Source organism: Streptomyces sp. MK7, from assembly GCF_032658145.1.
Classification (GTDB): Bacteria; Actinomycetota; Actinomycetes; order Streptomycetales; family Streptomycetaceae; genus Streptomyces; species Streptomyces spiralis.
This window is the reverse complement of record NZ_JAVACL010000046.1, coordinates 31,910-58,640: the sequence shown is the minus strand read 5'-3', so window position 1 is coordinate 58,640 and position 26,731 is coordinate 31,910. Positions and strand designations below refer to the sequence as shown.

The following is a 26,731-nucleotide window of genomic DNA, read 5'->3' as shown; positions in this document are numbered from 1 at the left end:
GATCAACCACTGGACAGGCCATCTCGTGAAAGCGGGAGGTTAACAAGGGATTAGGGCCTCCTGGTAGCTCGGGGTGCGACCCCATTCCGAGCGGTTCCCGGAGGCCCTGTTGTCGTTGTTGTACGGCGGTCCCGACTTGGAGAACTGGCCGTCCCGCGTCGCCGCAGCACGCAGATCCGGAAGGATTCCGGAGCCGAAGGAGCTGTACGGAAGCTGGTGCCATGACGGGTACGAAGATCGAGCTCGTCGACATCCCCGCCTGGCGTCTTGCCGTCCTCGACCCCGTCCCGGTGCCTTCGCGGCTCGCTCGGCCGCACGGCGTTGTCCGGGCCATGCGGAACGAACGCCAGCCGCTCGGCCTGACCAAGCATCGGGCCTGGAGCGTGCCGCGCTGATACGGGCTCTGGGCCGGCTGCGGCCCGGCGACGACCTGTCCCGCCCGCTGGCGGCCACCCGGTCCGCGCTGCGGCGGCTCGCCCGCCGTCACCAGGCCCTGGACGAGGAGATCACCCAGCTGGACGTGGAGATCGGCCCGCTGGTCAAGCAGGCCGCCCCCGCGCTGCTTCAGCTGTTCGGCGTCGGTCCCGAGACCGCCGGGCAGCTGCTGGCAACGGCCGGGGATAACCCGGAACGGATGTGCTCCGAGGGCGCGTTCGCGCACCTGGCCGGGGTCGCGCCGATCCCGGCCTCGTCTGGCCGCACCCACCGCCACCGCCTCAACCGCGGTGGCGACCGGGCTGCGAACAACGCCCTGCACACCATCGTGCTCACCCGCATGCGCTTCGACGAACGCACCCGCGCCTACGTCGCACGCCGCACCAAGGAAGGGCTGAACAAGAAGGACATCATGCGCTGCCTCAAGCGGTTCGTCGCGCGCGAGGTCTATCGCGCGCTGACCAGCACGCCCACCGAACGAATCACTCAAACCGACCTGACTCCAGCGGCTTGACAGCCATAGGAGCATCCCAATACGTGAGCACCGTACGCACGCGAGTCGAGGACATGCCTCCGGGCCAGGCCAGAACCGACGCCGAGGAAGGGATCAGCTGGGCAGCGGCCACCGTTGAGCGCCTCGACCCATTGAACACACCGCCCCGGCTGCCCGACATTCCCAAGCCACAAGCCGACGACGACCTGAAACCCTTCCTCGGGCACTGGAGCCCTTACGGTCCCACCTACTGAACGCCCGCACCGCACATTGTGCGCCCACAACCGCAGTTCAGGAGCTCTTCGCGACCGGTTCAACCGCGGCACACCGACCTGGTGGGTCATCGGAAAGTTGTGGACCTGAGCGATCTTCGGAAAAACCGAGGTCAGATCCCATTTCCTGGCCCATCACCATGTATGTGGGTGCCCAGGGAGTCAAACGGGCGTCACGGCCGACAGTCCGCCCTTTCAACCCGGTCGCTCCAGCCTTCGCCAACACCCTGCTCGACGCGACCGGCGTCCTCCTCGGTCAACTCCCGCTCATTCGCGACCGGGTGTGACTGGTCGTGCGAGACGCGGGCCTGACGGATCGGCAGGTGGGCGACTCGTGGTGGAACGCTCCCTGTCAGCCGACCTGCTGCACCTTGATCGCGTCGCTCACCCGAACCGTCCCGGCTGCAAGGACGTCCGGTAAGCACCGAGCACGGTGCCGGGATCCACCGGGAGTTCGTGGACGGTCGAAGTACGCGTCAACTGGCCCGAAGACCGACCGCCAGCGTCAGTTCAAGGACCCGGTGTGGCGATGCGAGATCCGGAAACAGCTCCCGCAGCTGCGACATCCGGTACCGGACTGTCTGGGGATGGACGAACAACGCCGCTGCCACCTCTTCCCGCCTGCCCTGGTGCAGCAGCCACGCCCGCAACGTCTCCTCCAACCGCCGTGCGGTCGCGACAGGCAAGGTCCGCAACGGTGCGAGGGCTCGGACACGCAGGTCTGCGAACGCGTCCACGTCGGCGCTCAGCACCAGCTCGGGCAGGTGGTCCTCGGTGTCGCGGATATCAGAGGAGAGGGAGCGCGCGCGTACGGCTCGTGCGTACGAGGCCGACGCACGAGTCCATGGCCGGGCCGGGCCGACCACGGCGGTGCGGTCGGTCAGCTGCCGCAAGAGATGTGATCGGTCGGAATCGGGGACGAGCAGCACACCGGTGGCGTCCGGCAGATCGTCGAGGACGAGGGTGCTCGGGTCGAGCGCGCGGTAGGCAGGTCGGGCCTGGGCGGCGGGCAGCAGGACCGCCGTCAGCGAATCCGGAGGCTGCCATCCGGCCCGTTGAGCAGAGGCCAGCAGCACGTCCGGGCTCACGCCGGCGAGGAGGTCGCGGGCCAGGTGTTCCAGGTGGCGCTCGTGGGCCCTGCCCCGGGCGGCCAGTTCGTCGGCGTGGCCCGCGGCGCTCGCGGCGGAGAGCTCGTCGATGTAGGCGAAGGTCAGCTCGGCGAACTTGGCGACCTCGGCGGCGGGCAGACCTGCGGACACGGCGCCCGCTGCCAGGCATCGCCAGGCCACGCGGGCACCGACGCGGTAGGCGCTGAGCAGGGCGTCCATCGAACGGCCGTCGCGCACCTCGCCGCGGCCCAACTCGTAGGCCGCGTCACCGCCGTCGCCGCCCGTGGCGTTCCCGCTCGCGAGGTCCAGGTAGTGCCCGAGGGCGGTGCGAACGGCTCGGCGGATGGTGCCGCCCATGCTGCCCGAAAGGGCGTTGGCGTAGGGCGGGACCTCGTCGATGATCGCCTGGACGACCTCGTCGGCGGTGGTCTTCAGCGCGGCCCGAAGTGCGGTGACCGTCGTCTCATCCAGGGCCAGTTCGCTGGCCCTCTGGGTTACACGACTCACGTTTTTATTCCCTGCGAACAATTCCACCCACCAGATTCACGTCCTACGGTCAGGACTTTACGCCCTGAGACGCAGCAAGCTGGAGTCATGACGAGTGCAGCCCTTCGCAGAAGGGCGTGGAAACTGCTGGAGATGGTCACGACGCCGCTGCTGCCGTCGGACTACCTCGACCTGGTCAGCCCACTGCGTGCGGGCGCTGACCTGCGGGGGCGCATCGAGGCCGTGCACCCCGAGACGGATGACGCCGCGACTGTGGTGATCAGGCCGGGACGGGGCTGGCGCGGCCACATAGCCGGTCAGTACGTGCGGATCGGGGTCGACGTCGACGGGGTGCGCCTGTGGCGTGCCTACTCCATCACCTCGCCGACGAACCGCCAGGACGGCCGCGTCACGATCACCGTGAAGGCGATCCCGGACGGCAAGGTCAGCAACCACCTGGTCCGCAGGGCGAAATCGGGCACGTTGATCCAGCTCGACCAGGCGACCGGTGACTTCGTGCTGCCGCAGGCCAAGCCCGCCAAGGTGCTCTACCTGACGGCCGGCAGCGGCATCACGCCCGTGATGGGCATGCTGCGCGACATCGAGTTCGACGACGTCGTCATGGTCCACTGCGCGCCACGGCCGCAGGACGTGATCTTCCGCAACGAACTGCACGATCTGGTCGCGGACAAGAAGCTGCGGCTCATCGAGGTGCACACCGACACGGACGGCATGCTCGACATCGCCCGTCTCGACGAACTCGTGCCCGACTGGGCCGAGCGCGAGACCTGGGCTTGCGGGCCCGCGGGCCTGCTCGACGCCGCCGAAGAGCACTGGAGCGGGAACGGCGTCCAAGAGCGCCTGCACACCGAACGCTTCCGCCCCGGCATCGTCGTCGCCGGCGACGGATGCGGCGGCGGCGAGGTCACGTTCCGCGCCACCGGCAAGACCGTCGACGCGGACGGCGCTACGCCGTTGCTGGACGTCGGCGAGGAGGCCGGCGTGCTCATGCCGTCCGGGTGCCGCATGGGCATCTGCTTCGGCTGCGTCACGCCGCTCAAGGCGGGCGCCGTCCGCGACCTGCGTACCGGCGAGATCACCGAGGCCGAGCCGGGTGTCCTCATCCAGACCTGTGTGTCCGCCGCGGCGGGCCCTTGCGACATCGAACGGTAGGAGCACCGTGACCGCCATCGACCCCACCGCCCATCTGACGGCGGAGCAGATCGAGGAGCTCGGCCACGAGCTGGACGCGATCCGCGACGAAGTGATCGCCGGACGCGGCGAGAAAGACGCCGCCTACATCCGTAGGGTCATCTCGGCGCAGCGCAAGCTCGAGCTGGTCAGCAGGGGCGTGCTGCTGTTCTCGATCTTCCCGCCGGCGTGGCTGCTCGGCACCGCCGGTCTGTCCGTGGCGAAGATCATGGACAACATGGAGATCGGCCACAACATCCTGCACGGCCAGTGGGACTGGATGCGGGACCCGAAGATCCACTCCACCACCTGGGAATGGGATCACGTCTCGCCGGCCGACCAGTGGAAGCACTCGCACAACGAGCTGCACCACACGTACACCAACGTGATCGGCAAGGACAACGACCTCGGCTACGGCATCATGCGCGTCGACGAGGACCAGGAGTGGCACCCGTTCCACCTCGGCCAGCCGCTGTGGAACTTCATCAACGCCTGCTTCTTCGAGTACGGCATCGCAGCTTACGACCTGGAGCTCGGCAAGAACCTGAACAAGCGGCGCCGCAAGAACCCGGAGTTCCGCGCGCGGGCCAAGGCCGTGGGCCGCAAGATCCGCAAGCAGGTGCTCAAGGACTACGTGATCCACCCGCTGCTGTCGGGCCCGTCGCTCCTCCCCACGCTCGCCGCCACGTTCACCGCGAACCTGGTCCGCAACATCTGGTCCCACTCCGTGATCATGTGCGGGCACTTCCCCGAGGGCGTGCAGGTCTTCGAGCGCCGGTCGATCAAGGGCGAGACGCGCGGCCAGTGGTACCTGCGCCAGATGATGGGCTCGGCGAACATCAGCGGCAGCAGGGCCATGCACTTCATGACGGGCAACCTGTCGCACCAGATCGAGCACCACCTGTTCCCGGACCTGCCGAGCAACCGGTACGCCGAGGTCGCGGTGAAGGTGCGGGCGCTGTTCGAGAAGTACGAGTTGGAGTACGTCACCGGACCGCTGCCCAAGCAGGTGTTCTCCGCGTGGCGCAAGGTCTTCCGGCTCTCGCTGCCGAACAAGAAGCCCGAGGTCAAGACGCCGGACCGTGTGCAGGAGCTCGTCGCCGCCTGATTGTTACCAGCGCCTGGCTCACGAACCCGAGGTCAGGCGCCCTTGTCCGCAGGCTCCAGAATCGCTACGCACTCCACGTGATGCGTCATCGGAAACACGTCACAAGGTGTGTGGACGGGAGGAGAACCTGCGGGTCACATGGGGTTTTCCTGCCTTGGGCGCGGGCTGTGAGGCGGCCGGAGCGTCAAATGAGCGTCATGTCTGACGGACTTTCTCTCCTCCTTTGGCCGGTACACCGGGCTGTCCGCGTTTCTGATGCCCGTGGCCGTCATGTTGCTGCTCGGGCGGCAGGTCAGCTGCTGGAGGTGCTGCAGGATGCCCGGCGCAGCGCACGCCACCGGGCCGCCCGGGCCGACCCGGTGGGCCGGTGATGAGGCTGGACATCAGGACCGACTCGTCGCCGGGTTTCACCTCGTGCACATCGGCGTCCGCCCCCGGACTCCGGCCCGGGTGTGACTCAGGCGTCGATGATGACGGGGATGATGAGGGGCTTGCGGCGGTGGGTGCGGAACGCCCAGTTCGCCACGGCGCGGGCGAGGAGTTGTTCGAGTTGGCGCGCGTCCCCGACGCCTTCCTCGGCCGCGGTGGCCAGGGTCTTCTCGATGACGGGGATGACCGGCTCGAAGGTGGTGTCGTCATGGACGAAGCCGCGGGCCAGGAAGTCGGGGGCCTCGGCGAGGGCGCCGGTGTCCGCGTCGACGATCGCCACCACCGTGACCACGCCTTCGGCGGCGAGGGTGAGGCGGTCCTTGAGGGACGCTTCGGTGGCGCCGCCGACTGTCTGGATGACCGCGGCGCGGATGGCGTCGTACACCGAGTCGGCGACGGCGTGCTGCGGGGCGGTGATCATGTCGGCCTTCACCGTCCACTGCTCGCCCAGAGACTCGATGGCGACGAAGACGGCGTCCTGCTCCTTGGCCTGCCGGTACGCCGCTTTGAAGGCCGCCATGCCCGTCGCGTCGGGCATGAGGTCGGCGGGGTAGGGAGCCGGCAGCGGCTGCATGAGAACCATCGTGCCAGGCGCGCGGGACGGCACGGCACGGACGTCGACACGGCAGGCGTGTGCCTCACTGGGCCTGGCGGGCCGCCGATGGGCAACCGGCGTGCTGGCAGGGCTCCGGCCCGGGACTGGTGGAACCGTCTTGGACAGAGAAGGACCCCAGCGTGGTGATCGCCGGGGTCCTTGCCCCGTGGTGGTCAGGGGTGCTCGTTTCAGGGGCCGATGGCGGGGTCCGGTCGGTGGCGGGCCGGGAGCGTGTCTTCGTGCCGGCGTCCGGTCAGGCTGAGGTCTCCGACTGCGGCTCGGGGCCTTGTGTGCGCATTTGCTCGTTGATGCGCTGCGCTTCTTCGAGTTGGTCTTCGAGGACGATGATGCGGCAGGCAGCTTCGATGGGGGTGCCCTGGTCGACGAGTTCGCGGGCACGGGCGGCGATGCGCAGCTGGTAGCGGGAGTAGCGGCGGTGGCCGCCTTCGGAGCGCAGAGGTGTGATCAGGCGGTGTTCGCCGAGGGCGCGCAGGAAGGCGGGGGTGGTGCCGAGCATGTCGGCGGCCCGGCCCATGGTGTAGGCGGGGTAGTCGTCGTCATCGAGAGGGGTGACGGCGCGGGAACTGCCAGGGGGCATAGACCTCTTCTTCCGGGGGACGCGTCGGGGGGCCCGGGCGCCGTACTGGCACCCGGGCCCCGAGCTTTCAACACCATCTACCGGCGAACTGCGCCGGCCTTGTATGTCCGCAGGGTCCGCCTGGGAGGACGGACTGCGGGGATCGCGGATGCGTGACCGGGGACCACCTTCCAATCCGGGGCCTGCGGTACCCGGGCGGACTGCTTCCTCGCCCGGGCGATCCTGATGGCGTCTCGCTCCTTACCTTCGGTTACTCGGTGATACTGCTGGATACCGCGGGTACTGCTCACGACCCTCTTGGGCCGTGTCCTGCTTGACCTGCCGGCATGGCAGTTCGTGTCTGCCGTGCCCACTTCGACTTCCTGGGTACGACAAAGACAGTAACCCTGCGGCGGGCCAATGTCTACTGTCGTCACGACAGGTTTTCTCCATGGTCAGTGTCTGGTTCTTCCGTAGAGACACTCGGAAGAGCGCTGCCCCTGGGTTGCTTCCTGGCTCGGCGACCACATGCTGAGCCTGGAGGCACAAAACCGATCCAGGGTGGGGCGACAGCGCATGACCGCCGGGGAGACCGGCCTTTACATCGGTACAGCCGTCGGCGCTGAGATTGATCATGGCCCTGAGTTGAGGGCTGCCGCCGCCCCCGGGCCGCCGAGGTACGCGCGTCAAACAGTATCGGGCGGCGGGCCAGCGGCTGGTCCTCGTTTTCGTGCACCACTGGGCCCACATCGCCGCCCCCATCCTGAGCAACCCGGGTCAAGACGCACGAATACCCCCGAAACGGCATGACACGCATCCGCACCACCGGCCCCCCGCCCGGCGTGACTTCCTGTGGCGGCCACCGCAGGCGCAGTTGGTGGCGAGACCGACCTCGACGGACGCTGCCACGGGCAGGCTCTTAGCATGATCGGATGGTTGCCGATGATGCCCAGAAGAACGGGACAGGACGGGAAGTTGTGTCTGGGGACGCCGTAGCCGGTCTCTCCGGCGGATCACATCATGGCAATGCCGGGGAGGAGTTTCACCCGGTTGCCGACCTGGTCGAGTGGGCGGCCGACCTGGTCGAGCCGGTCAAGCCGAAGCTGCGTGGCTGGCTCCATGCCGCGATGGTCCCTGCCTCGGTGAGCGCCGGCATCGTCCTCGTCTGCCTGGCTCGGACCCAGCAGGCGGCCCTGGCCTGCACCGTGTACTCCGTCACCGCCTGGCTGCTGTTCGGGACGAGCGCCGTCTACCACCTCGGCACCTGGGGGCCGATGGGCGAGGCCGTCCTGCGTCGCCTCGATCACGCCAACATCTTCCTGATCACCGCCGGGACCAGCACCCCTCTGGCCGTGCTCCTCCTCCCTCCCGACCGGCGAAACCTGCTGCTGTGGATCGTGTGGACGGGCGCGCTGACCGGTATCGCCTTCCGCGTGCTGTGGGTCAACGCTTCCCGCTGGCTGTACACCCCCTGCTACCTGGCCCTGGGGTGGGCACCGGTGCGTTACCTGCCCGACTTCCTGCACGCCGGCGGTGCGGCCGTGGTCACCCTGACTGTGACCGGCGGTCTCCTCTACAGCGCGGGTGCGGTGGTCTACGCCGTCCACCGCCCCGACCCCTCGCCCCGCTGGTTCGGCTTCCACGAGGTGTTCCACGCCTTGACCGTGGCGGCCTTCACCGCGCACTACATCGCCATCTCCCTCGCCGTCTACTGACGGGGGAGCCGTTCGGACACGAGGATCATCTCTGCGCGCCGCAGCCCGGCCACGCGCGGGTGTGACAGCCCGCCGATACCAGCGGGCCCGCTCACCTCAGGCTGCGGCCGATGGACTGGACGATCCGCCGGCGCGGCGGTACTCGGCGTTGATGCGCTGGGCTTCTTCGAGCTGGTCTTCGAGGATGATGATCCGGCATGCGGCCTCGATCGGGGTGCCCTGGTCGACGAGCTCACGCGCGCGGGCCGCGATGCGCAGCTGGTAGCGGGAGTAGCGGCGGTGTCCGCCGTCGGAGCGCAGTGGTGTGATCAGTCGCGCTTCGCCGATGGCGCGGAGAAAGCCGGGAGTGGTACCGAGCAACTCGGCGGCCCGGCCCATCGTGTAGGCAGGGTAGTCGTCGTCGTCGAGACGGCTTAGCGACTCGTCTGCTGTCATCTCACCTCTCTGTGGAACGGGTCTCCCGCTGAGCCGATCTGCTATTGGGGACCGTCCGCAGCGCAGGTCCGACGCACGGATGAGACCAGAGCCGCCTGCGGAGCTTCCCGTGGCGGCGCCGACCGGCGCGTCGACCGCGATTCTCAGCCCCCTCCGGCGTGCACGGTGGCTCGGGTGGGTCGGCGGGCGGGGCGCAGGGTCGGGTAGGCAAGGGCCGGGCATGAACGTTCCGCAGACGAGGGTGACCCTGATGAACACGATGTCCGTCAACGCCACAGCTGCCCGTTCCACGCGGCCGTTGCCGACGCACGCGATACCGCTCAAGCGTTCATCGAAGACCTGCGGCAGCCGAACGGCAGCCGACCAATGCCTCGAAGCACGCCCCTGGCTCGCAGCCGCCGCACATGCGCACCCCCGACCTGTAGTGCCGCACCAGGGGAGCCGTATGCGCCCGTCTCGCCCGGTTGCGCCTTCGTCCAAGCCGCCCGGGCGGGCCGGTGCATAGAATCCGGTCCCATGCCGAAGCTTGACGAGCTGCTCGTTGCGATAGCTGCCCTTGTGGAGTCCGGGCGGAGCAATCAGATGTCCCTGACCGTGGTCACCAGTGGTGCTGTCATCACCGGTCGGCTGGCTCCGGAAGCCATGTGGAGGCAGAGGGTGTCTGAGGTGCTGACGGACTCCGCCGACCTGGGCGAGTTCTCCGCCGTCTTCGACACCCCCGCGAGGAAGGACGGACCGCCCAGGCATCTGCATTTCCACGTCGCCCGGATCCTGCAGGGTACGGTGGGGATCCCGGAGACAGGCGGGATGTACCGCGTCGCGATCGAAGACGTCAGTGCCTGGACCGTGGGCGACTTCAGCTACTCCGACCACTGACTCACCGGCCCACGGCACACAGTGGGGCCCCACCGGCACGCTTCCGTTCTAGTGGTCGTCGCAACACCCCAGTTCAAGGGGTGCGATGGACTTCGAGATCCGGAAAGATCTGCGGCCTCAGGGGCCCAGGAGGTCGGACCCTGAGCGGGAGGAACACCTTCGGCTCGTGGATCTTGGAATAGGGAACACGGAAGCCTGCCGGATCATCGGCATCAACCGCCGCACCGGCAAGCGTCGGCTCTACGGCCGGCAGGCATCCGCGAGGTACAGGGCAGCCCCGCCCGTCGTGGACACGGGGCTGCCCTCTACGGGCACGCTTCCCCGACCAGCCGGAGATGCACGTGGTCCACGAGACGGTCTACCAGGCGCTTTACGTCCGAGGCCGCGGGGAACTGAGGCGCGAGCTGACCCGGGCCCTGCGGACCGGACGCGCGATGCGCCGCCCGCACCGGCACTCGGCGGCCCGCCGATCGCGGTTCGTGCACCCCATGGTCATGATCAGCGAACGGCCCGCCGAGGCCGCCGACTGGGCTGTCCCCGGCCACCGGGAAGGCGACCTGATCGTCGGCAAGAACAACGGCTCCGTCATCGGCACCCTGGTCGAACGCAGCACCCGCTACCTGATGCTCGTGCACCTCCCACGCGATCACGGCGCCGCCGCTGTCCGCAACGCGCTCACCGAGACCGTCCAGACCCTCCCGCCTCACCTGATGCGGTCCCTGACCTGGCACCAGGGCATCGAGATGGCCTCCCACCGCGCCTTCACCGTCACCCCGGACATCCCGGTCTACGTCTGCGACCCGGCCAGCCCCTGGCAGCGCGGCTCGAACGAGAACACCTATTGGTGCAGCCTTGGCGGGCCGGGCTTCTTCGACGGGAGAGGTTCGGCGGGATCGTCGGGTGACTCGGAGAACACGTGCCGGAAGGCTTTCCGTTGAGATGTCCACGGCGGTCCACAGGGCGAGAGCCCTGGCCGGGAGTGACGTGATAGAAGCCTGCTGAGCCGTCAACTCGCAATAGGTCTGTCCCCTGGCCAGGGCCCTCGCGTCTGTCCCGTCATCCGCGACAGCAGACAAGAGGACAACTCGATGGTGACAGTGGGGATCGACCCGCACAAGCACGTCCACGTCGCAGTGGCCGTCAACGCTGACGGCAGGCGGCTGACCAGGCCGTTGACCGTCAAGAACGACGCGAACCTGATCGGGGTCCTGCTCAAGTGGATCCGCACGATTGCCGACGGCACCTCTGTCACCTGGGCCATCGAGGACGGCCGCGGCTTCGCCCGCCGCTTGGCCGACGGCTTGCTGCTGACCGGCCACGAGGTGGTCTGGGTCCCCACCCGGCTGATGTCGGCCCACCGCAAGCTCCACGCCGCCACCGGCTCGAAGTCCGACCCCGTCGACGCCGCCGCAGTCGCCCACGCCGCGATCGCCACCCCCGGCCTGGACCGTCACCGCATCGACGACCGCGTCCGCGAGCTGCGCGTGCTGGTCGACTCACGGGCCGACCTCGTCCGACGCCGCACCATGGTGATCAACCAGCTCAAGGCATACACCCACCACGGGCACAGATATTGACCCAGCCGGAGCGCAACGTTTCGGGAAGTTTTGGGGGCGCGCCCAGCGTAAGGGCTGCTCCCCCAAGGGATGGTGCGGGCGGGCGTGGAGATCAGGGTGGCGCCGGCAAGCGTCACGGCCCGTCTCGGGCGCACGCACGGGAGCGGCCATATCGAAGACCGTCAAGGACCAGACCGTCGATCAGCTCGGTGGAAACAGCAGCATCCTGGTGCGGCAACGCCGTGAGCACGAGGAAACGGCGGCTGACGGATCAGTACCTGACCCTCGACGACCTTCACCAGCGGGAACGCGTTCTGAAGCAGGCGGTGCAGCTGGTCTTCAGCCATGCCTTCGTGGAAGAGACGGTGCTGTGGCCCGCCGTACGAGCCTCAGGCCCGGACGGCGAGGAACTGACGACAGCCGCAGTCGTTTTTCACAGCGGTACAGGGGCACGCAAGGCGCGCAACACCGGCCGCGCACCCTCGGACAAGACAGTGCCCTCATCCCGGAATTCCAGTTCGGCGCGCCACCGACCGATCCAACCGCGTCTGGGCCATTCCCCCAGGCGAGTCCGCCGGCCAAGCCCCGCCCGCGACGCGCGCACGGGCATGCGCACGTCGCCGGCCACTGCACGGGACGCGCGAGTGGATAGCGCGAGCGCCGGTGAAGCGGCCAGATCGCGGGACTCGTCGACTCAGCCGCCGCTCTTGCGCCTGAACGACCGCTGGCTCGCAGCCGGGCCATGCGCCGAACGCACCTTCGACGCATCGGACTTGGCGGCAATATCAGCGGCGTCCGCCTGCGCACCGCGCTTGCGCGCCAGGGCTTCGCGGAACTTGCGCTTGAGGTCGTAGTTGCCGTCGCTGTCCGGCTCCAGAGGGGACGTCTCCGGGACAGCCGGCTCCGAACCTTCCGTAGGTACGGGCTCTGCGGTCATGGTGACCTCCTGGGTTCGGGGGTGGGCAAGCACAGCTTGTCATGCTGGGCGCAGTGCGAGGCGCCGGCGACGTCATTCTGCTCCGTTTCGGCGGGTATCCCTTCCGCGGCCAAAGGCGTTGACTTCGTAGGTGAGGCGCACATGACGGCTTCGGGCCGGGCCGAGGGTTGCCGATCCCGTGGGCAGGAGATTCGCCGCCGGGGCAACGGCTCTCAGCCGTTGCGACGCACGAGGGCGGCCTTGCGGGCCTCGGCGAGCTTGCGGGCCTCGCCGGCCTTTCGCGACTTGCCGCCGGCGCCGCGGGAGGTGCCCTTGCGGGTGCCGAGGCCGCGGAAGGGAGCGTTGCTGTTCTTGGGCCGGGGGACGGCGGGCCCGCCGTCGAGCGGGATCCCGGAGGGAGTCTTGGCGCCGGTGATCCGGCTCAGCTCCGCCTCGCCCGAGCACACCTTGGTGACGGTCGGCTCGATGCCGGCCCCGGCCAGCATGCGGCTCGTCTCCCGGCGCCGGCCCGCCAGCACGAGCGTGACCACGCTGCCGGGCCCACCGGCCCGCGCGGTGCGGCCCGCCCGGTGCATATAGTCCTGTCGCAGCTTCCGCGACCATGAACAGCCCGCGGACGAGAAGCCCGTGCGCCCCTCGGCGGGGGCAGGCATCGCCTCAGACGCCTCCCGCAGCGTTCGACCTTGCAGGGGCGAAGGCTATGACTGTTGGTCGCCGAGGGCCCCGGCCGGATTTGCCGAGCACTCGACGCGAGGGCGCAGGGAGGAGAACCCGGGGGGCAGCGGTGCCGACGCCGGAGCTGCAGCACACCCGCCCGGAAGCCCCCGCCGGCCGCGCCTGTAGGAGCTTGCCGTCGAACGAGCTCTCACCGGCGCTCTCACACAGCCCCTATGAGCGGGGCCCTGACTGCAGCTGTCTGACCAGGCGGAAGACCTCCCGGGCCGCGTAGCGTTTGAGGCAGCGGACGATTTCGCGTCGGGTCTTGCCCTCCTTGATGCGGCGCTCGTAGTAGTCCTGGGTGCGCGGGTCGACTCGCAGGCGGGTGAACACGATGCGGTGCAGCGCCACGTTGGCCTGACGGTCGCCGCCGCGGTTGAGGCGACGGAACTGCCGGCGTCCCGAACGCTCGACAGGGCTGACACCGCACAGCGCGGCGAACGAAGCCTCGCTGTCCAGCCGTTCCGGGCTGTCCCCCACCGTGATCAGCAACGTGACCGCCGTGTCCGGGCCGATCCCCACCACGTCGAGCAGCTGCGGGGCATGCCGTTCCACGAGCCGGGCAAGACGAGCGTTCACGTCCCGGATCTCCTCGGAGAGCTGGCCGATCCGGTGAGCCAGCAGGCCCAGCGTGACTCGGGTGACCTGCACCACCGACTCCCTACCGGCCTCTTCGTGACCACGCGCATCGGTGAACTGTGCGCAGGCACGGAAGAGTTCGGCGTTGCCCAGTTCGGTCAGTTCCTCCCGCAAGACGGGGTCCGCGGTGACGAGTACGGCCTTGAGTTGGTTGATGGCCTGGGTGCGGGCTTTGACGGCCGACGCCTTCGTGAGCCTATACATCCTGCCGATCTGCACCGGCCCCTCACCTGTTTTGGCCCGGGCACGCGTCCGCCCACTCAGCACGGCTCGCGCCGCATTCTGGGCATCGAGCGGATCCGATTTACCGCGCCGCCGACGATCCGCCCGGCCCATCCAGTTCATGTCGAACACGTCCACACCCTGCGCCAGCAGATAGCGGAACAGGGAGCCCCGTAGGAGCCGGTCCCTTCCACGCCCGCCCGCCGCAGGGCTCCCGACTTCCTGGCCCACTTCAGCAGAGCTCGATATCCCGCCGCGGTGGCCGGGAACTCGTCGGTGGCAAGGACTGCCCCGGTCACGGAGAGCACCGAGGCTACGTGGGCATCCCGGTGCGTATCCACTCCCAGAACCACCTCCCCCGCGGGGCGACGACGACGGGTCTTGGGAGCGGTCGACATACCGGGCACGGTCGAACTGGACATGCCCGTTCCTCTCCCTCCGGTCCGATGTCACGTCGCGTTGCCGGTACCGGGCCGCGTCAGACGGTCAGAATCGTGAGGACGCCACAACAATCGACAGGCCCCTATCGGGACACACCCCGCCGGCCCGGCACCGACAACGCACCATCCCCGACCAGCGGCCGGCACTGTGACAGCAGGACACCTCGGTCACAGCCCCTATGACGGGGGTTATGGCTGTGTGGGCATGACCAGGTGGAAGACCTCCCGGGCAGCGTAGCGTTTGAGGCATCGAACGATTTCGCGTCGGGTCTTGCCCTCCTTGATGCGACGTTCGTAGTAGTTCTGGGTGCCCGGGTCGAAGCGCAGGCGAGTCTGCACGATCCGGTGCAGGGCGGCGTCGGCCTGCCGGTCGCCGCCACGGTTGAGGCGACGGTACTGCCGACTGCCCGGGGAACGCTCGACAGGGCTGACCCCGCACAGCGCGGCGAAGGACGCCTCAGTGCCCAGGCGTTCCGGGTGGTCCCCCATCGTGATCAGCAAAGTGACGGCCGTGTCCGGACCGACGCCCACCACAGTGAGCGGCTGCGGGGCGTGGCGTTCCACGAGCCGGGTCAAGTTGGCGAACGGGTCCGCTACGGCCTTGACGAACACGGCCGTCCCGGAGCCATGCACGCCACACTCGGCAAGGACATGTTGGGCGCCAACCCCATGGATCCGCACGGGGATCCACCTGGCTGGGAAAGGGACAAGGGGTACAACCGCGCGCACCTGCTCTGCGCGCGGCTCGGCGGGTCGAACTACGACCCCAGGAACTTCGTCAGCATGCACTCCGACGCGAACTCGCCGGTCACCGGGCACGCACGCCCAGCACCGTGCCCACCACGCGAAGTGAAGCCAGGCACGGAGTCACGCTGACTGGCCTGCTGCCGCCCGGCTGTTCTCGGCGGAGGAGGCCAAGGGCGTTCGGCTCAGCGAGGGGGCAGGACGGCAGCCAGCTCTCGGGCCGCGTCCTGGAGCAGGGGTACGAACTCACGCAGCCGTTCCATGGTCATCCGGTAGGCCGGGGCCGCGGTGGACAGGGCCGCGATGGTGATGCCGTCGACCCCGATCACCGGCACACCCACGGCGCGGATGCCGAGCTCGTGCTCTTCGTCGGCGACGGCGTAACCGAGTTGGCGTACCCGTGCGATCTCCTCGGCGAACGCGTCCTCGTGGGTGATCGTGTTCGGGGTGAACCTGGGCAGTTCCAGCTCGCTGACGAGTTTCCGGCTCTCTTCCGGCGACTGGAAGGCCACGAGGCACTTGCCCATGGCGGTGCAGTGCAGGGGGCCGCGGTTGCCCGGCTCACCGGTGATCTGGACCTGCTGGGGGCCCTCGACATAGTGCACGTACAACTGATCGTGCCCGTCCAGCACCGACATCAGCGTGGGCTCGCGCGTCGCGGCCGTGACGCGCTGCATGACCGGCAGGGCCACACCGGCGAACCCCCGGCCGTGCGAGACCCGCTGGCCCAGCTCGAAGAGCCGGAGTCCGAGACTGTACCGCCTGCTGCCGTCGTCACTGCGGACGAAGCCCTCGCGCTGGAGCGACTTGAGCAGCCGGTGGGTGGTACTGACCGGGTATCCTGCGGTCTGGGCAAGTTCTGACAGGCTTGTCCCGTGTGGGTGTTCGGAGAGCAGGCCGAGCAGGCGAAGTGCTTTGCCCACCATGTCCGAGCCGGTTCTGTCGGCGGCTGCCGCCGGCGCCCGATGCGATGTCACTGCCTCGACCCTCTCCCTCTCTCTGAGCCCTCTCCGACCCCACGCTTCCACGCCCCTCACAGGCGCCGGACAGCACGGTAACCGGTCGGGCACCGCGACGTGACGGTCGCGTGACGAAGGGATCAGTGCAGACCCTTGACGCGGCGCGGTCCGGAGCGGAGACTCACTGATCGCCGCATCGTGGAAGTCTTTTCCACTATACGGGAAAAGCAGTGTCGCTTTTACACTCCCCCTCAAGGACATCCCCATGACCGAGCCGCAGTCAGGCGCAGCCGTCCGGCACGACGCCGCCTCCGTCAGCAGACCCGCTCCGTCCGAGCTTGGACGACAGCGCTGGAGACATCTGCTGCCGATCGTGTTCATCACGTACAGCCTCGCCTACCTCGACCGGTCGAACTTCTCCATCGCGGTCGCTGGTGGCCTGAAGTCCGACCTCGGCCTGAGCAGCGGCCTTGCCTCCCTGGTCGGAGCCTCGTTTTTCCTCGGCTACTTCCTTTTCCAGATCCCGGGCGCCCTCTACGCGGAGCGGCGAAGCGTCAACACGCTGATCTTCTGGAGCCTCATTGCCTGGGGCACCCTCGCCTCGGTGCAGGCGGCCCTCACGTCGGCCACCGCGCTGATCGTGGTCCGGTTCCTGCTCGGCCTGGTCGAAGGCGCCGTCCTGCCCGCCATGGTGATCCTGCTCAGCCGCTGGTTCACCAAGCGCGAACGAGGTCGCGCCAACAGCGTGCTCATCCTCGGCAACCCGGTCACTGTGCTGTGGCTCACCGCGGTGTCGGGCTACCTGATCGACCTCACCTCCTGGCGCGGCATGTTCCTCATCGAGGGCCTGCCCGCCATCGCCTGGGCCTTCGTCTTTCGCGCCAAGGTGGCCGACAGCCCCGAGCGCTCCACCTGGCTGGACCCGGCGGAGAAGAGTGCCGTCACAGCCGCGCTGGAAGCCGAGCAGCAGCACATCACCCCGGTCAACAGCTACGTGGAGGCGTTCCGCTCGCGCAACGTGGTCATGTTGAGCGTTCAGTACCTGCTGTGGAGCCTGGGCGTGTACGGGTTCGTCTTCTGGCTGCCGTCGATCGTCAAGGCCGGGTCCGGTGCCGGGATCGGCGCGACCGGCCTGATCTCCGCCGCGCCCTACGCGCTCGCCGTGATCCTGATGATCGTCAACTCGCGTTTCTCCGACCGCGCCGAGAGCCGCAACCGCTTCGTCTGGCCCTGGCTGGCCCTGGGCGCGGCCGCGTTCTACGGCTCGTACCTGCTGGGAGCGTCACACTTCTGGCTGTCCTTCGTGCTGCTGGTCATCGCGGGCGGCGCGATGTACGCACCCTACGGACCGTACTTCGCCAACATCTCGGAACTCCTGCCGCGTAGTGTGGCCGGCCCCTCGGTGGCGCTCATCAACTCCTTCGGCGCCCTCGGCGGGTTCCTCGGCAGCTACCTGGTCGGCTGGGTCGACAGCGCGACCGGTACCAAGGGAGCCTCGTTCCTCGTACTCGCCGTGGCACTGCTGCTGTCCGCCCTGATCATGCCGTTCGTCCGGGCCAGTGGTACCGCGTCCACGGCCACCGCGCCCGTCCGCTCGGCCGCGTGAAGGCCCGTACATGCGCATCGTAAGATTCCGCCCGCAGCGCGGAACGGCCACCGGCGAGGAGCCGGTGGCCGGCCACGGCCTGGTCGAAGGCGACGTCCTGCACCAAGTGTCCGACCCCTTCAAGGGAAAGACGCCACGACTCACCGGACGCACCCTCCCGCTGGACTCCGTACGGCTGCTGGCCCCGACCGAGCCCCGGCTCGTCATAGGAATGGCGCGCAACGGCGAACCGGACGACCGCCGCTTCCCGCCCAACGCCTTCCTCAAGCCACCCGGGTCGGTGATCGGCCCCGGCGACCCGATACCGCTGCCCGGGCACGTGGGCCGGGTGGACGCGGAGGGAGAGCTCGCCGTCGTCATCGGCCGCACCGCCCGGAACCTGGCAGTCGGCGATGCCCTGGACGCCGTGCTCGGCTACACCCTCGGCAACGACGTGACCGCTCGCGACCTGCAGGCCGGTGATCCGCTCCAGGCCAAGGGCTACGACGGCTTCACGCCGCTCGGGCCGTGGATCGAGACCGACCTGGATGCCGGCGCCGTGGACCTCGCGGTCAGCATCGGCGGCCGATCGCTGCCCGTCGGCTCGACCGCCCGGCTCGCCCGGGGCGTGAGCGAGATCCTCGCCTACCTCACCTCCTTCCTCACCCTCCACCCCGGGGACGTCGTCCTCGCCGGTGCCCCCGGAACCTACGGGCCGGTGGCGGCGGGCGAGACGGTCGCGATCAGCGCTCCCGGCCTGGGCGTACTCACCAACCCGGTGGTCGCGGCCCCGGCAGCCCCCCGCACTCCCGAGCGCACTCGGTAATTTTGTAAGGACACCCAGTGACACCCCAGACCCCCCACCTCGACGTCGTCACCTTCGGCGAGGCCATGGCCATGTTCGTGGCCGAGGAACCCGGACAGCTCGCGTCCGTCACGCACTACCGTCGGGCCCTCGCCGGCGCCGAAGTGAATGTCGCCGTCGCCCTGTCCCGTCTCGGTCACCGCGTCGGCTGGCTCGGCCGTGTCGGAGACGACCCCCTCGGAAAGTACGCTGTCTCCCAGATCGCCGCGGAGAACGTGGAGGTGGGTGCGGTCGTCGCCGACCCTGAGGCCCCCACGGGGTTCCAGCTGAAGAGCAGGACCGACGGACAAGGCGACCCGCTGGTCGTCTACTACCGCCGTGACTCGGCCGGCAGCCGCCTGCAGCCGAGCCCTGAGGCCGACGCCCGGCTGACCTCCGCCCGCCACCTGCACATGACCGGCATCTTCCCGGCCCTTTCCGCACAGGCAGGCGCCTTCGCCGAGCACTCCCTCGAGGTCGCCGGGGCCTCCGGCGCGACCATCTCCTTCGACCCCAATCTGCGCCCGTCGCTGTGGTCCGACCGCGAGAAGATGGTCGAGGTCCTGAACAACCTCGCGATACGGTCCGACTGGGTGCTCCCGGGGCTTGCGGAAGGTGAGCTGCTCACCGGGCGCACCACTCCCCGAGGAATCGCGGACTTCTATCTCGAGCGGGGCGTCTCGCTGGTCGCCGTCAAACTCGGAGCCGACGGCGCCGCGCTGTTCACCCGGGACGAGGAGTGGTGGGTGCCCGCGTTCAAGGTCACGGTCGTCGACACCGTGGGAGCGGGCGACGGATTCGCTGCCGGACTCATCAGCGGTGCCCTGAACGGCCTGCCCCTCCCCGCCCGCCTGGAGCGCGCCGCCGCGGTGGGAGCCTTCGCCACGACGAGCCCGGGCGACATGGACGGCATGCCCACCGAGCACGCCCTCGACGCGTTCCTCACCGAGCAGAGGGCTGCCGGCCACCAAGGCCCCGAGCGGATCGAAAGCGACCGCACCACTGAACCTGCCGCTCGACAGGACCGCACCGCGCCACGAGAGCAGGCCGCCAACGCGGAGGAGACGATGAGGGCCTTGGTGCCCTGGCCGCAGATCGGCGAGCTCATGGGCGGCTGGCCGTCCAACCTGAAGGTGGACATCTACGACGGTGAGCAGGCCCCGCCCGAGGACCTCTCCGACGTCGCGTTCTATGTCATGCCCTACGCGAAGGGCAACGCGCCGCGGGATCTGATCCCCCGTATGACCGGCCTGCGCGCCGTGCAGAGCCTCAGCGCCGGGGTGGAGAAGCTGCTTCCGTTCATCACGCCGGGCGTCGTCCTGTCCAACGGCCGGGGCCTGCATGACGCGAGCGTCGCCGAACACGCACTGGCTCTCGTCCTGGCCGCTCAACGGGACCTGCCCCGCAGGGTCCGCGACCAGGATGCGCACCACTGGGCGCCGTACTTCACCCGGTCACTGGCCGATACCCGTGTGGTAATCGTCGGATACGGCTCGATCGGGGCGGCGATCGAGCAGCGACTGCTCGCCTGCGAGGCCGAGGTCGTCCGCGTGGCGAGCCGCCGCCGTCCCGCCGAAGGCGTGCACGGCGTCGCCGAACTGCCCGAGCTGCTGCCCCACGCCGACATCGTGATCCTCACGCTGCCGGAGTCCCAGGCCACCATCCGCCTGATGGACGACGAGCTGCTGGCGCTGCTCCCCGACGACGCGCTCGTGGTCAACGTCGGCCGCGGCCGGACCCTCGACTCCGCGGCGCTGCGGGCGGAGACCACAACGGGCAGGCTGCGTGCGGCCCTTGACGTCACAGACCCCGAACCACTGCCGTCCGACGACCCGTTGTGGGACTGCGAGAACGTGTTGATCACGCCCCATGCCGGCGGCGGATCGGCCACCTTCTACCCACGCGCCGAGCGCTTCGTCGCCGAGCAGCTGCGACGGTTCGCCGCCGGCCGCCCGCTCCTCAACGTCGTTACGACGAGCGCATGAGAATCGGGTTACCGGGTTACGACGGCTATCTTGATGCCGAGCTGGTCATCCCCGGGCCCTGTGCCGACGGGCGCCCCGGGCTGCGCCCATCGGCGGCTCGCGCCGGGTGGGCGTCGTGCGCGTTCTGCAACAGCCTCGACGGCAGACGGAACTGCCTGCGTCCCGAGGAGCGCTCGACAGGGCTGACACCGCACAGCGCGGCGAACGACGCCTCGCTGTCCAGCGCGCCGGGGGCGAACGTGCTCATCGCGGCCGCCAAGGCGGTCGGCGGGCCGTTCGCGCACTGTCCCGCGCTGCTGTCCGAAGCCGCCCGCTTACTGGCCCACAGCCTCAACGAGGTCTTCCTGCTGGCCACACTGGCTCTTGCCGTGCGCGTCGACGATCTCCGTGGAGTCCGCCGCCGGTGACGAGGCAGCCACCACGCTGTCGGTCCGCTCGCCCTGAATCAGGATCCACAGGTGTGCCGGTGCATCACAGCCCTTGGCCCATGTTCCGTCGTCCGACTCGGCGATATGGGCGTATCGGATGGCCAGGCTGCCCACGTCGGCGGTAGCTGCTGCCCACGTCGGCGGTAGCTCCTGGAGGGTTGTGCGTCTCGGCGCGCCTCCCCTGCAGCCGTCGCGAAAGCAGCGACCGCGACGCAGAGCCGCAGAGCTCGGCCGAAGACCGCCGACCGCTCGGTGGGCGTCCTTTTGGCACCGTCGTGCCGCTGCTTCCTCCCCACCTGGCTTCCTTCTGGCAGTCCGGTGGTTGCTTGTCGAACGACTCATGTGCTGGTAGCTCATGGGCCAGGGAGCACCCCCTTTCTCACCGCGCTTGTCGAGTCGGCCGCGATTCGTCCCGTCGGCCCATGCGAGACGCCCCAGCATCATTGGCCGGTCAAGCACTCGCTGTGGCCACGCGTCGGGCAAGGAAACAGCTGGTGCGGCGGCGAAGTAGACCCGTCGCCTGTCCCGACGCCTGGTGTTCGAAAGCCTGAGGGCGGCGGTCACACGCCACACCAGATGGGGCGGAAGGCCACCGAACCAGCGTCCTCACGGCCGCATCGACTGCTCGGCCTGCCGCGCCAGACGGTCCAGCCGGGCCTGCTCCTCTGTCGGGAAGGACTGCTCCGCCACGGTGACCCGCAGGCGTTTCAGGTACGTGGTCAGACATCCCATGTTCTTTCGTGTCAAGTGGCGTGGGGGTGGGCGTGGTGCGACCATGCGGTCGCTTCGTCGTAGAGGGTTCGGGTCTTGAGGCAGCCGTGGAGGATGCCGACGAGGCGGTTGCCGACCTGTCGGAGGGCGGGGTTGCAGCCGGCCTCGCGGGCGCGTTGCTTGTCGTAGTAGTGGCGGGCGCCGGGTGAGGCCCGCAGGGCGGAGGACGTCTGGGTCTGCAAAGCGTCGGCGAGCCGGTTGTTAGGCACGAAGCGGGCCTGGACCGTGTGGCTCTTGCCGGAGGCCCGAGTGATAGGGCTGGTGCCGGCGTAGTTCTTGCGCGCTTTGGCAGAGGTACAACGGGTGGGGTCGTCTCCGAACCCGGCGAGCACCCGGGCGCCGGTGATCTCCGCGATGCCGGGCATCGAGAGGTAGATCTCAGCGTCCGGGTGTGCAAGAAAATGCGCCTTCACCTGTCTTTCCAGCTCGGCTATCTGCTCGTTCAGCGCGATCAGCAGCTTCGCGTGGGCGGTGGCGGTGGCCGCGTAAGCGGCTGCGACCGACTCGGGCAGGCCCAGGTGCCGCTCGCGCAGCGCAGTCTGGATCGTGGCCGCCTTCGCGGCACGGTTGTGCCGGCGGTGCCGGGTCAGCACTGCGGTGATCTGTGAACGGGTCAGCTTCGCCGCCGCGGCCGGGGTGGGTGCCTTGATCAGCAGTTCCAGCGCGTCCGTACTGGTGAGGGCCAGGTCGGTGTAGGCGTCGAGTGCGGCGGGGAAGTACTCGCGCGGCGTGTTGCGCAGCCGTTGGAAGGTGCGGGTCCGTTCCCAGATGAGGGTCTGATGGGCGCGGGCGACGACCTCGACGGCCTGGGCCTGCTCGCTGTCCCCGGCCACCGGACGGAGCTGGTCGCGGTCGATGCGGATCATGCCGGCCAGCGCGTGCGCCCTGCACCCACGGGCCGCGGTCGGTCTCGATCCCGACGATCACGTCAGCGGGTTCGAGGTCCTCACCGCCATGCTTCGCGACGAGCTCGTGGAGTTTGGCGACGCCATCCACGCCCTCGGGTAGTCTCGCGGTGGCCAGCCTGTGGCCGGCAGCAGAGCCGAGGAGTGCGACAGGGCATGGACGGCCGTGGTCGGGTCATTCAGGCCAGGCGACAGCGCCTTCAGAGCGACATCCGTGAACTGACGGAGAGCGAAGGCCACGTCCTGTTCGTCGGTGCGTTCGTGTCCCGTCACGATCGCTTCCGCAGCGCGTTGCAGCAGCCCGTCCCGAGTATCCGGGCGCAGCGGGACGCGTTCGCCCGACCAGACACTGCCACAGGGTGTTCCGGCGACCAGGGAACTGCCGGGCAGGCGATCGACGAGGACGACGGCGTCCGCATCGATGGCTGCCCGCAGCAGGGCGTCCTCGTCCACGGCCGCGAGGAAGCCGGACCGGGAAGCGAGCAGTGGCGCGGCGTGCTCGGACGGCTGGGGCGGCTCCGCCGGGCGGTCCCGGTCGGCTTCCTCGTTGCCGAGGACCCTGTCGATGGTGCGCTTCGCCTCCTGGTGGACGGCGATCAGCATGACCTCCGCCCGCAGTTCGCGCACCAGGTGGGAGAGAAACACGACGAGACACATGACGCTCGCCGGCGCAAGGACGAAGGCCACACTGACCGACAGCTGAGCCACGAACTTCGGTCCGGAGACGTCACCGGTACGCACCGTGCGCAGAACGGTGAGCGCATAGGTGAACGCCGTCAGCAGCAGGGCCGGCGTCACATGCCGATTTGTTGCCGCCACAGGAGGCGCTGACAGGGCAGCTACCCGGGTCTTCACGGCGGGACGGTCCCAGATCACCGACTCATCGTGCCGACGTGGAGCCTGACTCGGGCGGGTAGTTGCGGCTGTTCGAGGAAGTCCCGCAGATGCGGGAGTGCTCCCGACTCGATCCTCTCCAGTGTCGTGCGCACATCCGCGTCCGCTGTGAGGGTCACCCTCACCTTGAGGTGCGGATAGCGGGCACTGTGCGTCAGCCGGGCGTGGGCCTGACGGACACCGTGGTAAGACTCGATCTCGTCCTCCAGTGCTCCGGTGACGGCATCGGCGCTGAGTGTAGTGGCGCCCTTGCTGCGGTCCGCCTCGAGAGGCAGGCTGCGCACGTCATCCGGCCGCAGCTGAGCCATCGCGGCCAGCAGGCCGAGGACGGCGACGAGCGCGCCGATGAAGCCGATCAGCGGCCACACCCACGGTGACGTGGCGGCGTAGTGGCGTTCCGGGGCGGTGAGCAGAGGCGCTGAGGGGCCTGCCGAACCCAGCACCCCCAAGCCATACAGGAACGACAGAACACCCCCGGCCAGCAGACCCAAGCCGATCACGGCGAGTGCGACGCGGTTGGCCCTGTCGAGGTGCCGGATCATGGCTTCCCCCTGGCGGTCCGTACCTTCACGGTGACCTTGTACGAAGGGGCGGGGCGGATCGCCTCCAGCCGCTCACGAGTGGCGTCCGCGATGCGTTCCCGCAGGTCCTGTCGTTCGCGCAGGGGGGTGGTGACCTTCACTTTCACCCGGCGGCCGCGCAGCCTCACGCGGTGGTGGTCGACTCCGTCCACTTGGCCGACCGTCCCATCGACACTGCGACGCAAACCCCGCCTGGTCAGGAGGGCGCAGGTGCAGTCGTTCGCGCTGTCCACGCGGACGGCCCGGCGATGACCGCGCGACAGGGCAGCCCACAGAAGGAACATCCCGGTCACAGCGGTAGCGGCTGCCACCGCCATGATGGGTCGCTCACCCCACTGGTTACTCTCGAGCTCGGTCGTGATGGCACGTTGCGGCCAGACCACCGGGGAGTTGCCCGTGCCGACCGCCACCACGTCGATGGCCAGCGCCGCGCCGGCTGCGGCGATGATCAGGGAGATCAGGGCGACGAGAACCCTGCGGGGGACACGCCTCATCGCACTCTCCGGGTGGGGTGAGACGGCGACGGGAGGTGGGTGACGTCGATGTCGACATGGTCCACACGCAGGCCGGTCAGGTACTCCACCCTTTCGATGATGTGCTGACGCAGCCGCCGGGTGGTAGCGCGGGCTGGGCACGGCCAGGCCAGGGAGACCGTGACGGACAAGGACGTCGCCTGTCCACCGACCCAGGCGGTCACGTGGGACGTGCGCTCCATGCCCTCACGGCCGAGAGGCATCCCGAGCAGGCGCGGAGCGACGCCCCCGACGCGGCCGGCCTCCCGTACTGCCAGCGCGGCGATCTTCTCCACCACCCGTTCGGCGACGACCGTGCGCCCGGGGCCCTCACTCAGCGCGGGCCGGTCGAGCTCCGCGTTGACGGCGGAACCGGTGCTGCTGCCGCTCATCAGCGACTCCTCGACCGGTGGGTACCGGCGCGGTAGGCGTCGCGGGACGCCTTCAGATCGAACCCGCCCTCGGCGATCCAGCCGACGAACAGGCCGATCAGCCCAAGGCACAGAACAACGAAGAAGGGGATGACGCCGCCGAAGGCGCCGGCGAAGCCCAGTGCCACGCCGAAGGCCAGACCGAGAGCAGTGGGGGACGGGTACACAGCACACCTCGAAAGAAGATCCTGGGGGTTCAACGAGCGGATTCGCCCGTCGGGGGGGCGTCGAGGTCAAGATCCTCGACGACCACGTCGACCATGGCGCCCGGCGCCGCAGCGACGACGGCGTCCCTCACCTGAGCAACGATTTCCGGGATCGAGTGGCCATACCAGGCGACGACGTGCACTCGAACCGTCCTGCCGGACACTTCAATGCCGGGTACTCGCCCTCCAGGCAGGTAGGCAGACGCACCGAACGGCCCGGCAGTCACCCGGCTGACCAGTCCGCAGCCAGCGACCGCATCGGCGATCCGCCCTGGGTCGAACTCGCGGCCGTTCCCGGTCATGCCGCAGCTCTCGACGGCAGCGTCGCTGTCATTGCGGACAGGCGGCTCGTTCACTGCACCCGGGGGCCCGTTGATACGCCTTCTTCTTCCTCGGACTCGGGCAGATGGACGTCGTCGACCGCGATGTTGACCTCCACCACCTCAAGGCCGGTCATGCCCTCGATGGACTTGATGATGTTGCGCCGTACGCCGTTCGCCAGGTCGATGATCGAGACGCCGTACTCACAGACGATCACGACGTCAACCGCTGCCTGGGTCTCTCCGACTTCCACGGCCACTCCCTGGGTGACGCTGGGACCGCGCGACCCGGGAATGCGCTCACGGACGGCTCCCACAGCCCGCGATCCACCGGTGCCCAGGTTGTAGACACCGTCGACCTCGCGTGCGGCTATGCCGGCGATCTTCTGCACCACCGCATCGGCGATGGTCGTCTTACCGTGTTCCGTCACCAGGTCCCCGCGCCCGTCACCGAACCGGTTTCCGGACGGCCCTGTCCTCGACGTCGACTCTGTCGATGAAGTGCTCATTGCCTGGACTCCTAGATAAAGAGAGATCTTCTCTCCCTTTATGTCACGAGATGACGGCCTTTGCACCACGACTTCCTCCGGTCAGGACGCCACTCGGCAGATGAAGTTGATCCGCTGACCCGTCCGCGCCACGCACGGGGGGAGCCTGCCCGTGAACCGCTCTGAGGTAAGGCGTCGGGTCCACCTCGCGGGTACTCGTGCTCGTCGGCGATCGGTGGGCCGATCAATCGTGGCGCAGGCCCTGTGCCGGGACACCGCCGCCCTGTACCGCTACCTCACCCACGGCCTGGGGCGGTCAAGGCGATCCACACCATGGAGACGGCACCAGTCCTTCGCACGCTCAAAGCGGTCGGCACAACCCCGACTCCCGGATCGCCTGGCGACCCGGAGCGAACCCCATGATCAGTCCTTTTGGCGAACAGGGGGCGAGGCTGGGGCACCCGTATGCAGACAGTGGACCCGCCCTGTGTCAGTCAGCAAGTGCCTCTGCCCCCGGCATGTCATGACTGATCCCCTCCCCGCAAGGGCGGCCGCCTGACGGAATGACCTCGACAAGGCGTTCCTATTCTGCGCGGGACAGATCCGTGAAGAGTCGGGGGGACACGTCGGGTGTGTGCCACGGGCTCAGCATCAAACCTGGCAACTCTGTACAAAACCACGGACATCGGACTCACCGCGAAGCCGCACAGGAGCGCTCCGATGCGGCTTCGTTCCTCACGGCTCCACGCGGAGGTTCCGTCAGGACGGATCCCGGCGGGGCCTCGCCGTATCACCGACGCCCCTATAACGCGGGGCGCTGGATACCCGTCCTGACCAGGTTGAAGA

Annotated in this window: 30 protein-coding genes and 4 pseudogenes; 14 read left to right on the top strand and 20 right to left on the bottom strand. The window is 68.8% G+C overall.

The window, feature by feature from the left end; translation table 11 throughout:
* Nucleotides 1-221: 221 nt before the first annotated feature.
* The 3 genes from R2S09_RS33325 to R2S09_RS33315 all read left to right on the top strand — a co-directional run bounded on the left by R2S09_RS33325 (nt 222) and on the right by R2S09_RS33315 (nt 1,182).
* Nucleotides 222-395, top strand: coding sequence for a hypothetical protein (locus tag R2S09_RS33325; RefSeq protein WP_316745047.1), 174 nt, complete (start codon nt 222-224; stop codon nt 393-395).
* A 125-nt stretch (nt 396-520) separates the two neighbouring features.
* A complete protein-coding gene (locus R2S09_RS33320; protein WP_316745045.1) occupies nt 521-949 on the top strand; it encodes an IS110 family transposase in 429 nt (142 codons plus the stop codon).
* Between the two features lie 23 nt (nt 950-972).
* Nucleotides 973-1,182, top strand: coding sequence for a hypothetical protein (locus R2S09_RS33315; protein WP_316745044.1), 210 nt, complete (start codon nt 973-975; stop codon nt 1,180-1,182).
* A gap of 494 nt (nt 1,183-1,676) precedes the next feature.
* Here R2S09_RS33315 and R2S09_RS33310 read toward each other — a convergent pair whose 3' ends face one another.
* The gene (locus tag R2S09_RS33310) at nt 1,677-2,816 is read right to left on the bottom strand and encodes a CdaR family transcriptional regulator (protein ID WP_306183992.1); all 1,140 of its coding nucleotides are present in this window, start codon (nt 2,814-2,816) and stop codon (nt 1,677-1,679) included.
* Between the two features lie 87 nt (nt 2,817-2,903).
* Here R2S09_RS33310 and R2S09_RS33305 point away from each other — a divergent pair, with 87 nt between their 5' ends.
* Together R2S09_RS33305 and R2S09_RS33300 are read left to right on the top strand one after the other, a co-directional pair.
* Nucleotides 2,904-3,968 (top strand): ferredoxin reductase, encoded by a 1,065-nt coding sequence (locus tag R2S09_RS33305; protein ID WP_306183994.1) that lies wholly within the window; start codon nt 2,904-2,906, stop codon nt 3,966-3,968.
* Between the two features lie 7 nt (nt 3,969-3,975).
* On the top strand, nt 3,976-5,094 hold the full coding sequence (locus R2S09_RS33300; RefSeq protein WP_306183996.1) for an acyl-CoA desaturase: 1,119 nt from the start codon (nt 3,976-3,978) through the stop codon (nt 5,092-5,094).
* Between the two features lie 457 nt (nt 5,095-5,551).
* On the opposite strand, the pseudogene R2S09_RS33295 reads toward R2S09_RS33300, so the two are convergent.
* Both R2S09_RS33295 and R2S09_RS33290 read right to left on the bottom strand, forming a co-directional pair.
* Nucleotides 5,552-5,872 (bottom strand): annotated as a pseudogene (locus R2S09_RS33295) (RNase J family beta-CASP ribonuclease); the annotation flags it as partial.
* Between the two features lie 499 nt (nt 5,873-6,371).
* On the bottom strand, nt 6,372-6,716 hold the full coding sequence (locus tag R2S09_RS33290; protein ID WP_306183997.1) for a MerR family transcriptional regulator: 345 nt from the start codon (nt 6,714-6,716) through the stop codon (nt 6,372-6,374).
* 956 nt (nt 6,717-7,672) lie between these two features.
* Between R2S09_RS33290 and R2S09_RS33285 the strand changes: the two genes are divergently transcribed.
* The gene (locus tag R2S09_RS33285) at nt 7,673-8,410 is read left to right on the top strand and encodes a hemolysin III family protein (protein ID WP_399145230.1); all 738 of its coding nucleotides are present in this window, start codon (nt 7,673-7,675) and stop codon (nt 8,408-8,410) included.
* Nucleotides 8,411-8,506: 96 nt separating this feature from the next.
* Here R2S09_RS33285 and R2S09_RS33280 read toward each other — a convergent pair whose 3' ends face one another.
* Nucleotides 8,507-8,845, bottom strand: a complete 339-nt coding sequence (locus tag R2S09_RS33280) for a MerR family transcriptional regulator (RefSeq protein ID WP_316745042.1) — start codon at nt 8,843-8,845, stop codon at nt 8,507-8,509.
* A gap of 516 nt (nt 8,846-9,361) precedes the next feature.
* On the opposite strand from R2S09_RS33280, the gene R2S09_RS33275 reads away from it, so the two are divergent.
* From R2S09_RS33275 to R2S09_RS33265, 3 genes and pseudogenes are all read left to right on the top strand, one after another.
* The gene (locus R2S09_RS33275; protein WP_306184000.1) at nt 9,362-9,721 is read left to right on the top strand and encodes a hypothetical protein; all 360 of its coding nucleotides are present in this window, start codon (nt 9,362-9,364) and stop codon (nt 9,719-9,721) included.
* 317 nt (nt 9,722-10,038) lie between these two features.
* Nucleotides 10,039-10,560: pseudogene (locus R2S09_RS33270) on the top strand (IS30 family transposase); the annotation flags it as partial.
* A 249-nt stretch (nt 10,561-10,809) separates the two neighbouring features.
* The gene (locus R2S09_RS33265) at nt 10,810-11,298 is read left to right on the top strand and encodes a transposase (RefSeq protein ID WP_306184003.1); all 489 of its coding nucleotides are present in this window, start codon (nt 10,810-10,812) and stop codon (nt 11,296-11,298) included.
* A gap of 673 nt (nt 11,299-11,971) precedes the next feature.
* Here the strand turns inward: R2S09_RS33265 and R2S09_RS33260 are convergent.
* From R2S09_RS33260 to R2S09_RS33240, 5 genes and pseudogenes are all read right to left on the bottom strand, one after another.
* Nucleotides 11,972-12,214 (bottom strand): DUF5302 domain-containing protein, encoded by a 243-nt coding sequence (locus tag R2S09_RS33260; protein WP_306184004.1) that lies wholly within the window; start codon nt 12,212-12,214, stop codon nt 11,972-11,974.
* A gap of 212 nt (nt 12,215-12,426) precedes the next feature.
* Nucleotides 12,427-12,798: pseudogene (locus R2S09_RS33255) on the bottom strand (RNA helicase); the annotation flags it as partial.
* A gap of 304 nt (nt 12,799-13,102) precedes the next feature.
* Nucleotides 13,103-13,915, bottom strand: a complete 813-nt coding sequence (locus R2S09_RS33250) for a transposase (protein WP_316745053.1) — start codon at nt 13,913-13,915, stop codon at nt 13,103-13,105.
* Nucleotides 13,912-14,190 carry a transposase gene (locus R2S09_RS33245; RefSeq protein WP_316745052.1) on the bottom strand — a complete coding sequence of 93 codons (279 nt, stop codon included), beginning with the start codon at nt 14,188-14,190 and terminating at the stop codon, nt 13,912-13,914. The genes R2S09_RS33250 and R2S09_RS33245 overlap by 4 nt, the downstream gene beginning before the upstream one ends.
* 231 nt (nt 14,191-14,421) lie before the next feature.
* Complete coding sequence (locus R2S09_RS33240; RefSeq protein WP_316745038.1) at nt 14,422-14,844, bottom strand: IS110 family transposase; 423 nt, start codon at nt 14,842-14,844, stop codon at nt 14,422-14,424.
* Between the two features lie 15 nt (nt 14,845-14,859).
* Here R2S09_RS33240 and R2S09_RS40755 point away from each other — a divergent pair, with 15 nt between their 5' ends.
* Entirely contained in the window at nt 14,860-15,108 is a 249-nt protein-coding gene (locus R2S09_RS40755; protein ID WP_372337607.1) for a hypothetical protein, read from the top strand.
* 53 nt (nt 15,109-15,161) lie between these two features.
* Here the strand turns inward: R2S09_RS40755 and R2S09_RS33235 are convergent, their stop codons facing one another.
* Nucleotides 15,162-15,902 carry an IclR family transcriptional regulator gene (locus tag R2S09_RS33235; protein ID WP_306184010.1) on the bottom strand — a complete coding sequence of 247 codons (741 nt, stop codon included), beginning with the start codon at nt 15,900-15,902 and terminating at the stop codon, nt 15,162-15,164.
* 298 nt (nt 15,903-16,200) lie between these two features.
* Between R2S09_RS33235 and R2S09_RS33230 the strand changes: the two genes are divergently transcribed.
* From R2S09_RS33230 to R2S09_RS33220, 3 genes are read left to right on the top strand one after another with little or no spacing between them, the layout of a single operon-like run.
* Nucleotides 16,201-17,541, top strand: coding sequence for an MFS transporter (locus R2S09_RS33230; RefSeq protein WP_306184012.1), 1,341 nt, complete (start codon nt 16,201-16,203; stop codon nt 17,539-17,541).
* A gap of 10 nt (nt 17,542-17,551) precedes the next feature.
* On the top strand, nt 17,552-18,346 hold the full coding sequence (locus R2S09_RS33225) for a fumarylacetoacetate hydrolase family protein (protein WP_306184014.1): 795 nt from the start codon (nt 17,552-17,554) through the stop codon (nt 18,344-18,346).
* 17 nt (nt 18,347-18,363) lie between these two features.
* On the top strand, nt 18,364-20,349 hold the full coding sequence (locus tag R2S09_RS33220; RefSeq protein WP_316745036.1) for a PfkB family carbohydrate kinase: 1,986 nt from the start codon (nt 18,364-18,366) through the stop codon (nt 20,347-20,349).
* A 25-nt stretch (nt 20,350-20,374) separates the two neighbouring features.
* On the opposite strand, the gene R2S09_RS33215 is transcribed toward R2S09_RS33220, so the two are convergent.
* Nucleotides 20,375-20,596, bottom strand: a complete 222-nt coding sequence (locus R2S09_RS33215; RefSeq protein ID WP_316745050.1) for a transposase — start codon at nt 20,594-20,596, stop codon at nt 20,375-20,377.
* Here R2S09_RS33215 and R2S09_RS40750 point away from each other — a divergent pair.
* On the top strand, nt 20,589-20,756 hold the full coding sequence (locus tag R2S09_RS40750) for a hypothetical protein (protein ID WP_399145224.1): 168 nt from the start codon (nt 20,589-20,591) through the stop codon (nt 20,754-20,756). The genes R2S09_RS33215 and R2S09_RS40750 overlap by 8 nt on opposite strands.
* Before the next feature lie 627 nt (nt 20,757-21,383).
* Here the strand turns inward: R2S09_RS40750 and R2S09_RS33210 are convergent.
* From R2S09_RS33210 to R2S09_RS33170, 9 genes and pseudogenes are all read right to left on the bottom strand, one after another.
* The gene (locus R2S09_RS33210; protein ID WP_316745034.1) at nt 21,384-21,509 is read right to left on the bottom strand and encodes a hypothetical protein; all 126 of its coding nucleotides are present in this window, start codon (nt 21,507-21,509) and stop codon (nt 21,384-21,386) included.
* An 11-nt stretch (nt 21,510-21,520) separates the two neighbouring features.
* Nucleotides 21,521-22,583, bottom strand: a pseudogene (locus tag R2S09_RS33205) (transposase); the annotation flags it as partial.
* Entirely contained in the window at nt 22,472-23,194 is a 723-nt protein-coding gene (locus tag R2S09_RS33200; protein ID WP_316745049.1) for a DUF2254 family protein, read from the bottom strand. The pseudogene R2S09_RS33205 and the gene R2S09_RS33200, both read right to left, overlap by 112 nt.
* Nucleotides 23,195-23,325: 131 nt before the next feature.
* The gene (amaP, locus tag R2S09_RS33195; protein ID WP_316745032.1) at nt 23,326-23,889 is read right to left on the bottom strand and encodes an alkaline shock response membrane anchor protein AmaP; all 564 of its coding nucleotides are present in this window, start codon (nt 23,887-23,889) and stop codon (nt 23,326-23,328) included.
* Nucleotides 23,886-24,422, bottom strand: coding sequence for a DUF6286 domain-containing protein (locus tag R2S09_RS33190; protein WP_316745030.1), 537 nt, complete (start codon nt 24,420-24,422; stop codon nt 23,886-23,888). The genes amaP and R2S09_RS33190 overlap by 4 nt, the downstream gene beginning before the upstream one ends.
* Nucleotides 24,419-24,832, bottom strand: coding sequence for an Asp23/Gls24 family envelope stress response protein (locus R2S09_RS33185; RefSeq protein ID WP_306184026.1), 414 nt, complete (start codon nt 24,830-24,832; stop codon nt 24,419-24,421). The genes R2S09_RS33190 and R2S09_RS33185 overlap by 4 nt, the downstream gene beginning before the upstream one ends.
* Entirely contained in the window at nt 24,832-25,038 is a 207-nt protein-coding gene (locus R2S09_RS33180; RefSeq protein ID WP_316745026.1) for a hypothetical protein, read from the bottom strand. The genes R2S09_RS33185 and R2S09_RS33180 overlap by 1 nt, the downstream gene beginning before the upstream one ends.
* 29 nt (nt 25,039-25,067) lie before the next feature.
* Nucleotides 25,068-25,433 (bottom strand): hypothetical protein, encoded by a 366-nt coding sequence (locus tag R2S09_RS33175; protein ID WP_306184030.1) that lies wholly within the window; start codon nt 25,431-25,433, stop codon nt 25,068-25,070.
* The gene (locus R2S09_RS33170) at nt 25,430-25,906 is read right to left on the bottom strand and encodes an Asp23/Gls24 family envelope stress response protein (RefSeq protein ID WP_372337609.1); all 477 of its coding nucleotides are present in this window, start codon (nt 25,904-25,906) and stop codon (nt 25,430-25,432) included. Before R2S09_RS33170 ends, R2S09_RS33175 begins: the two co-directional genes overlap by 4 nt.
* Nucleotides 25,907-26,731 lie beyond the last annotated feature (825 nt).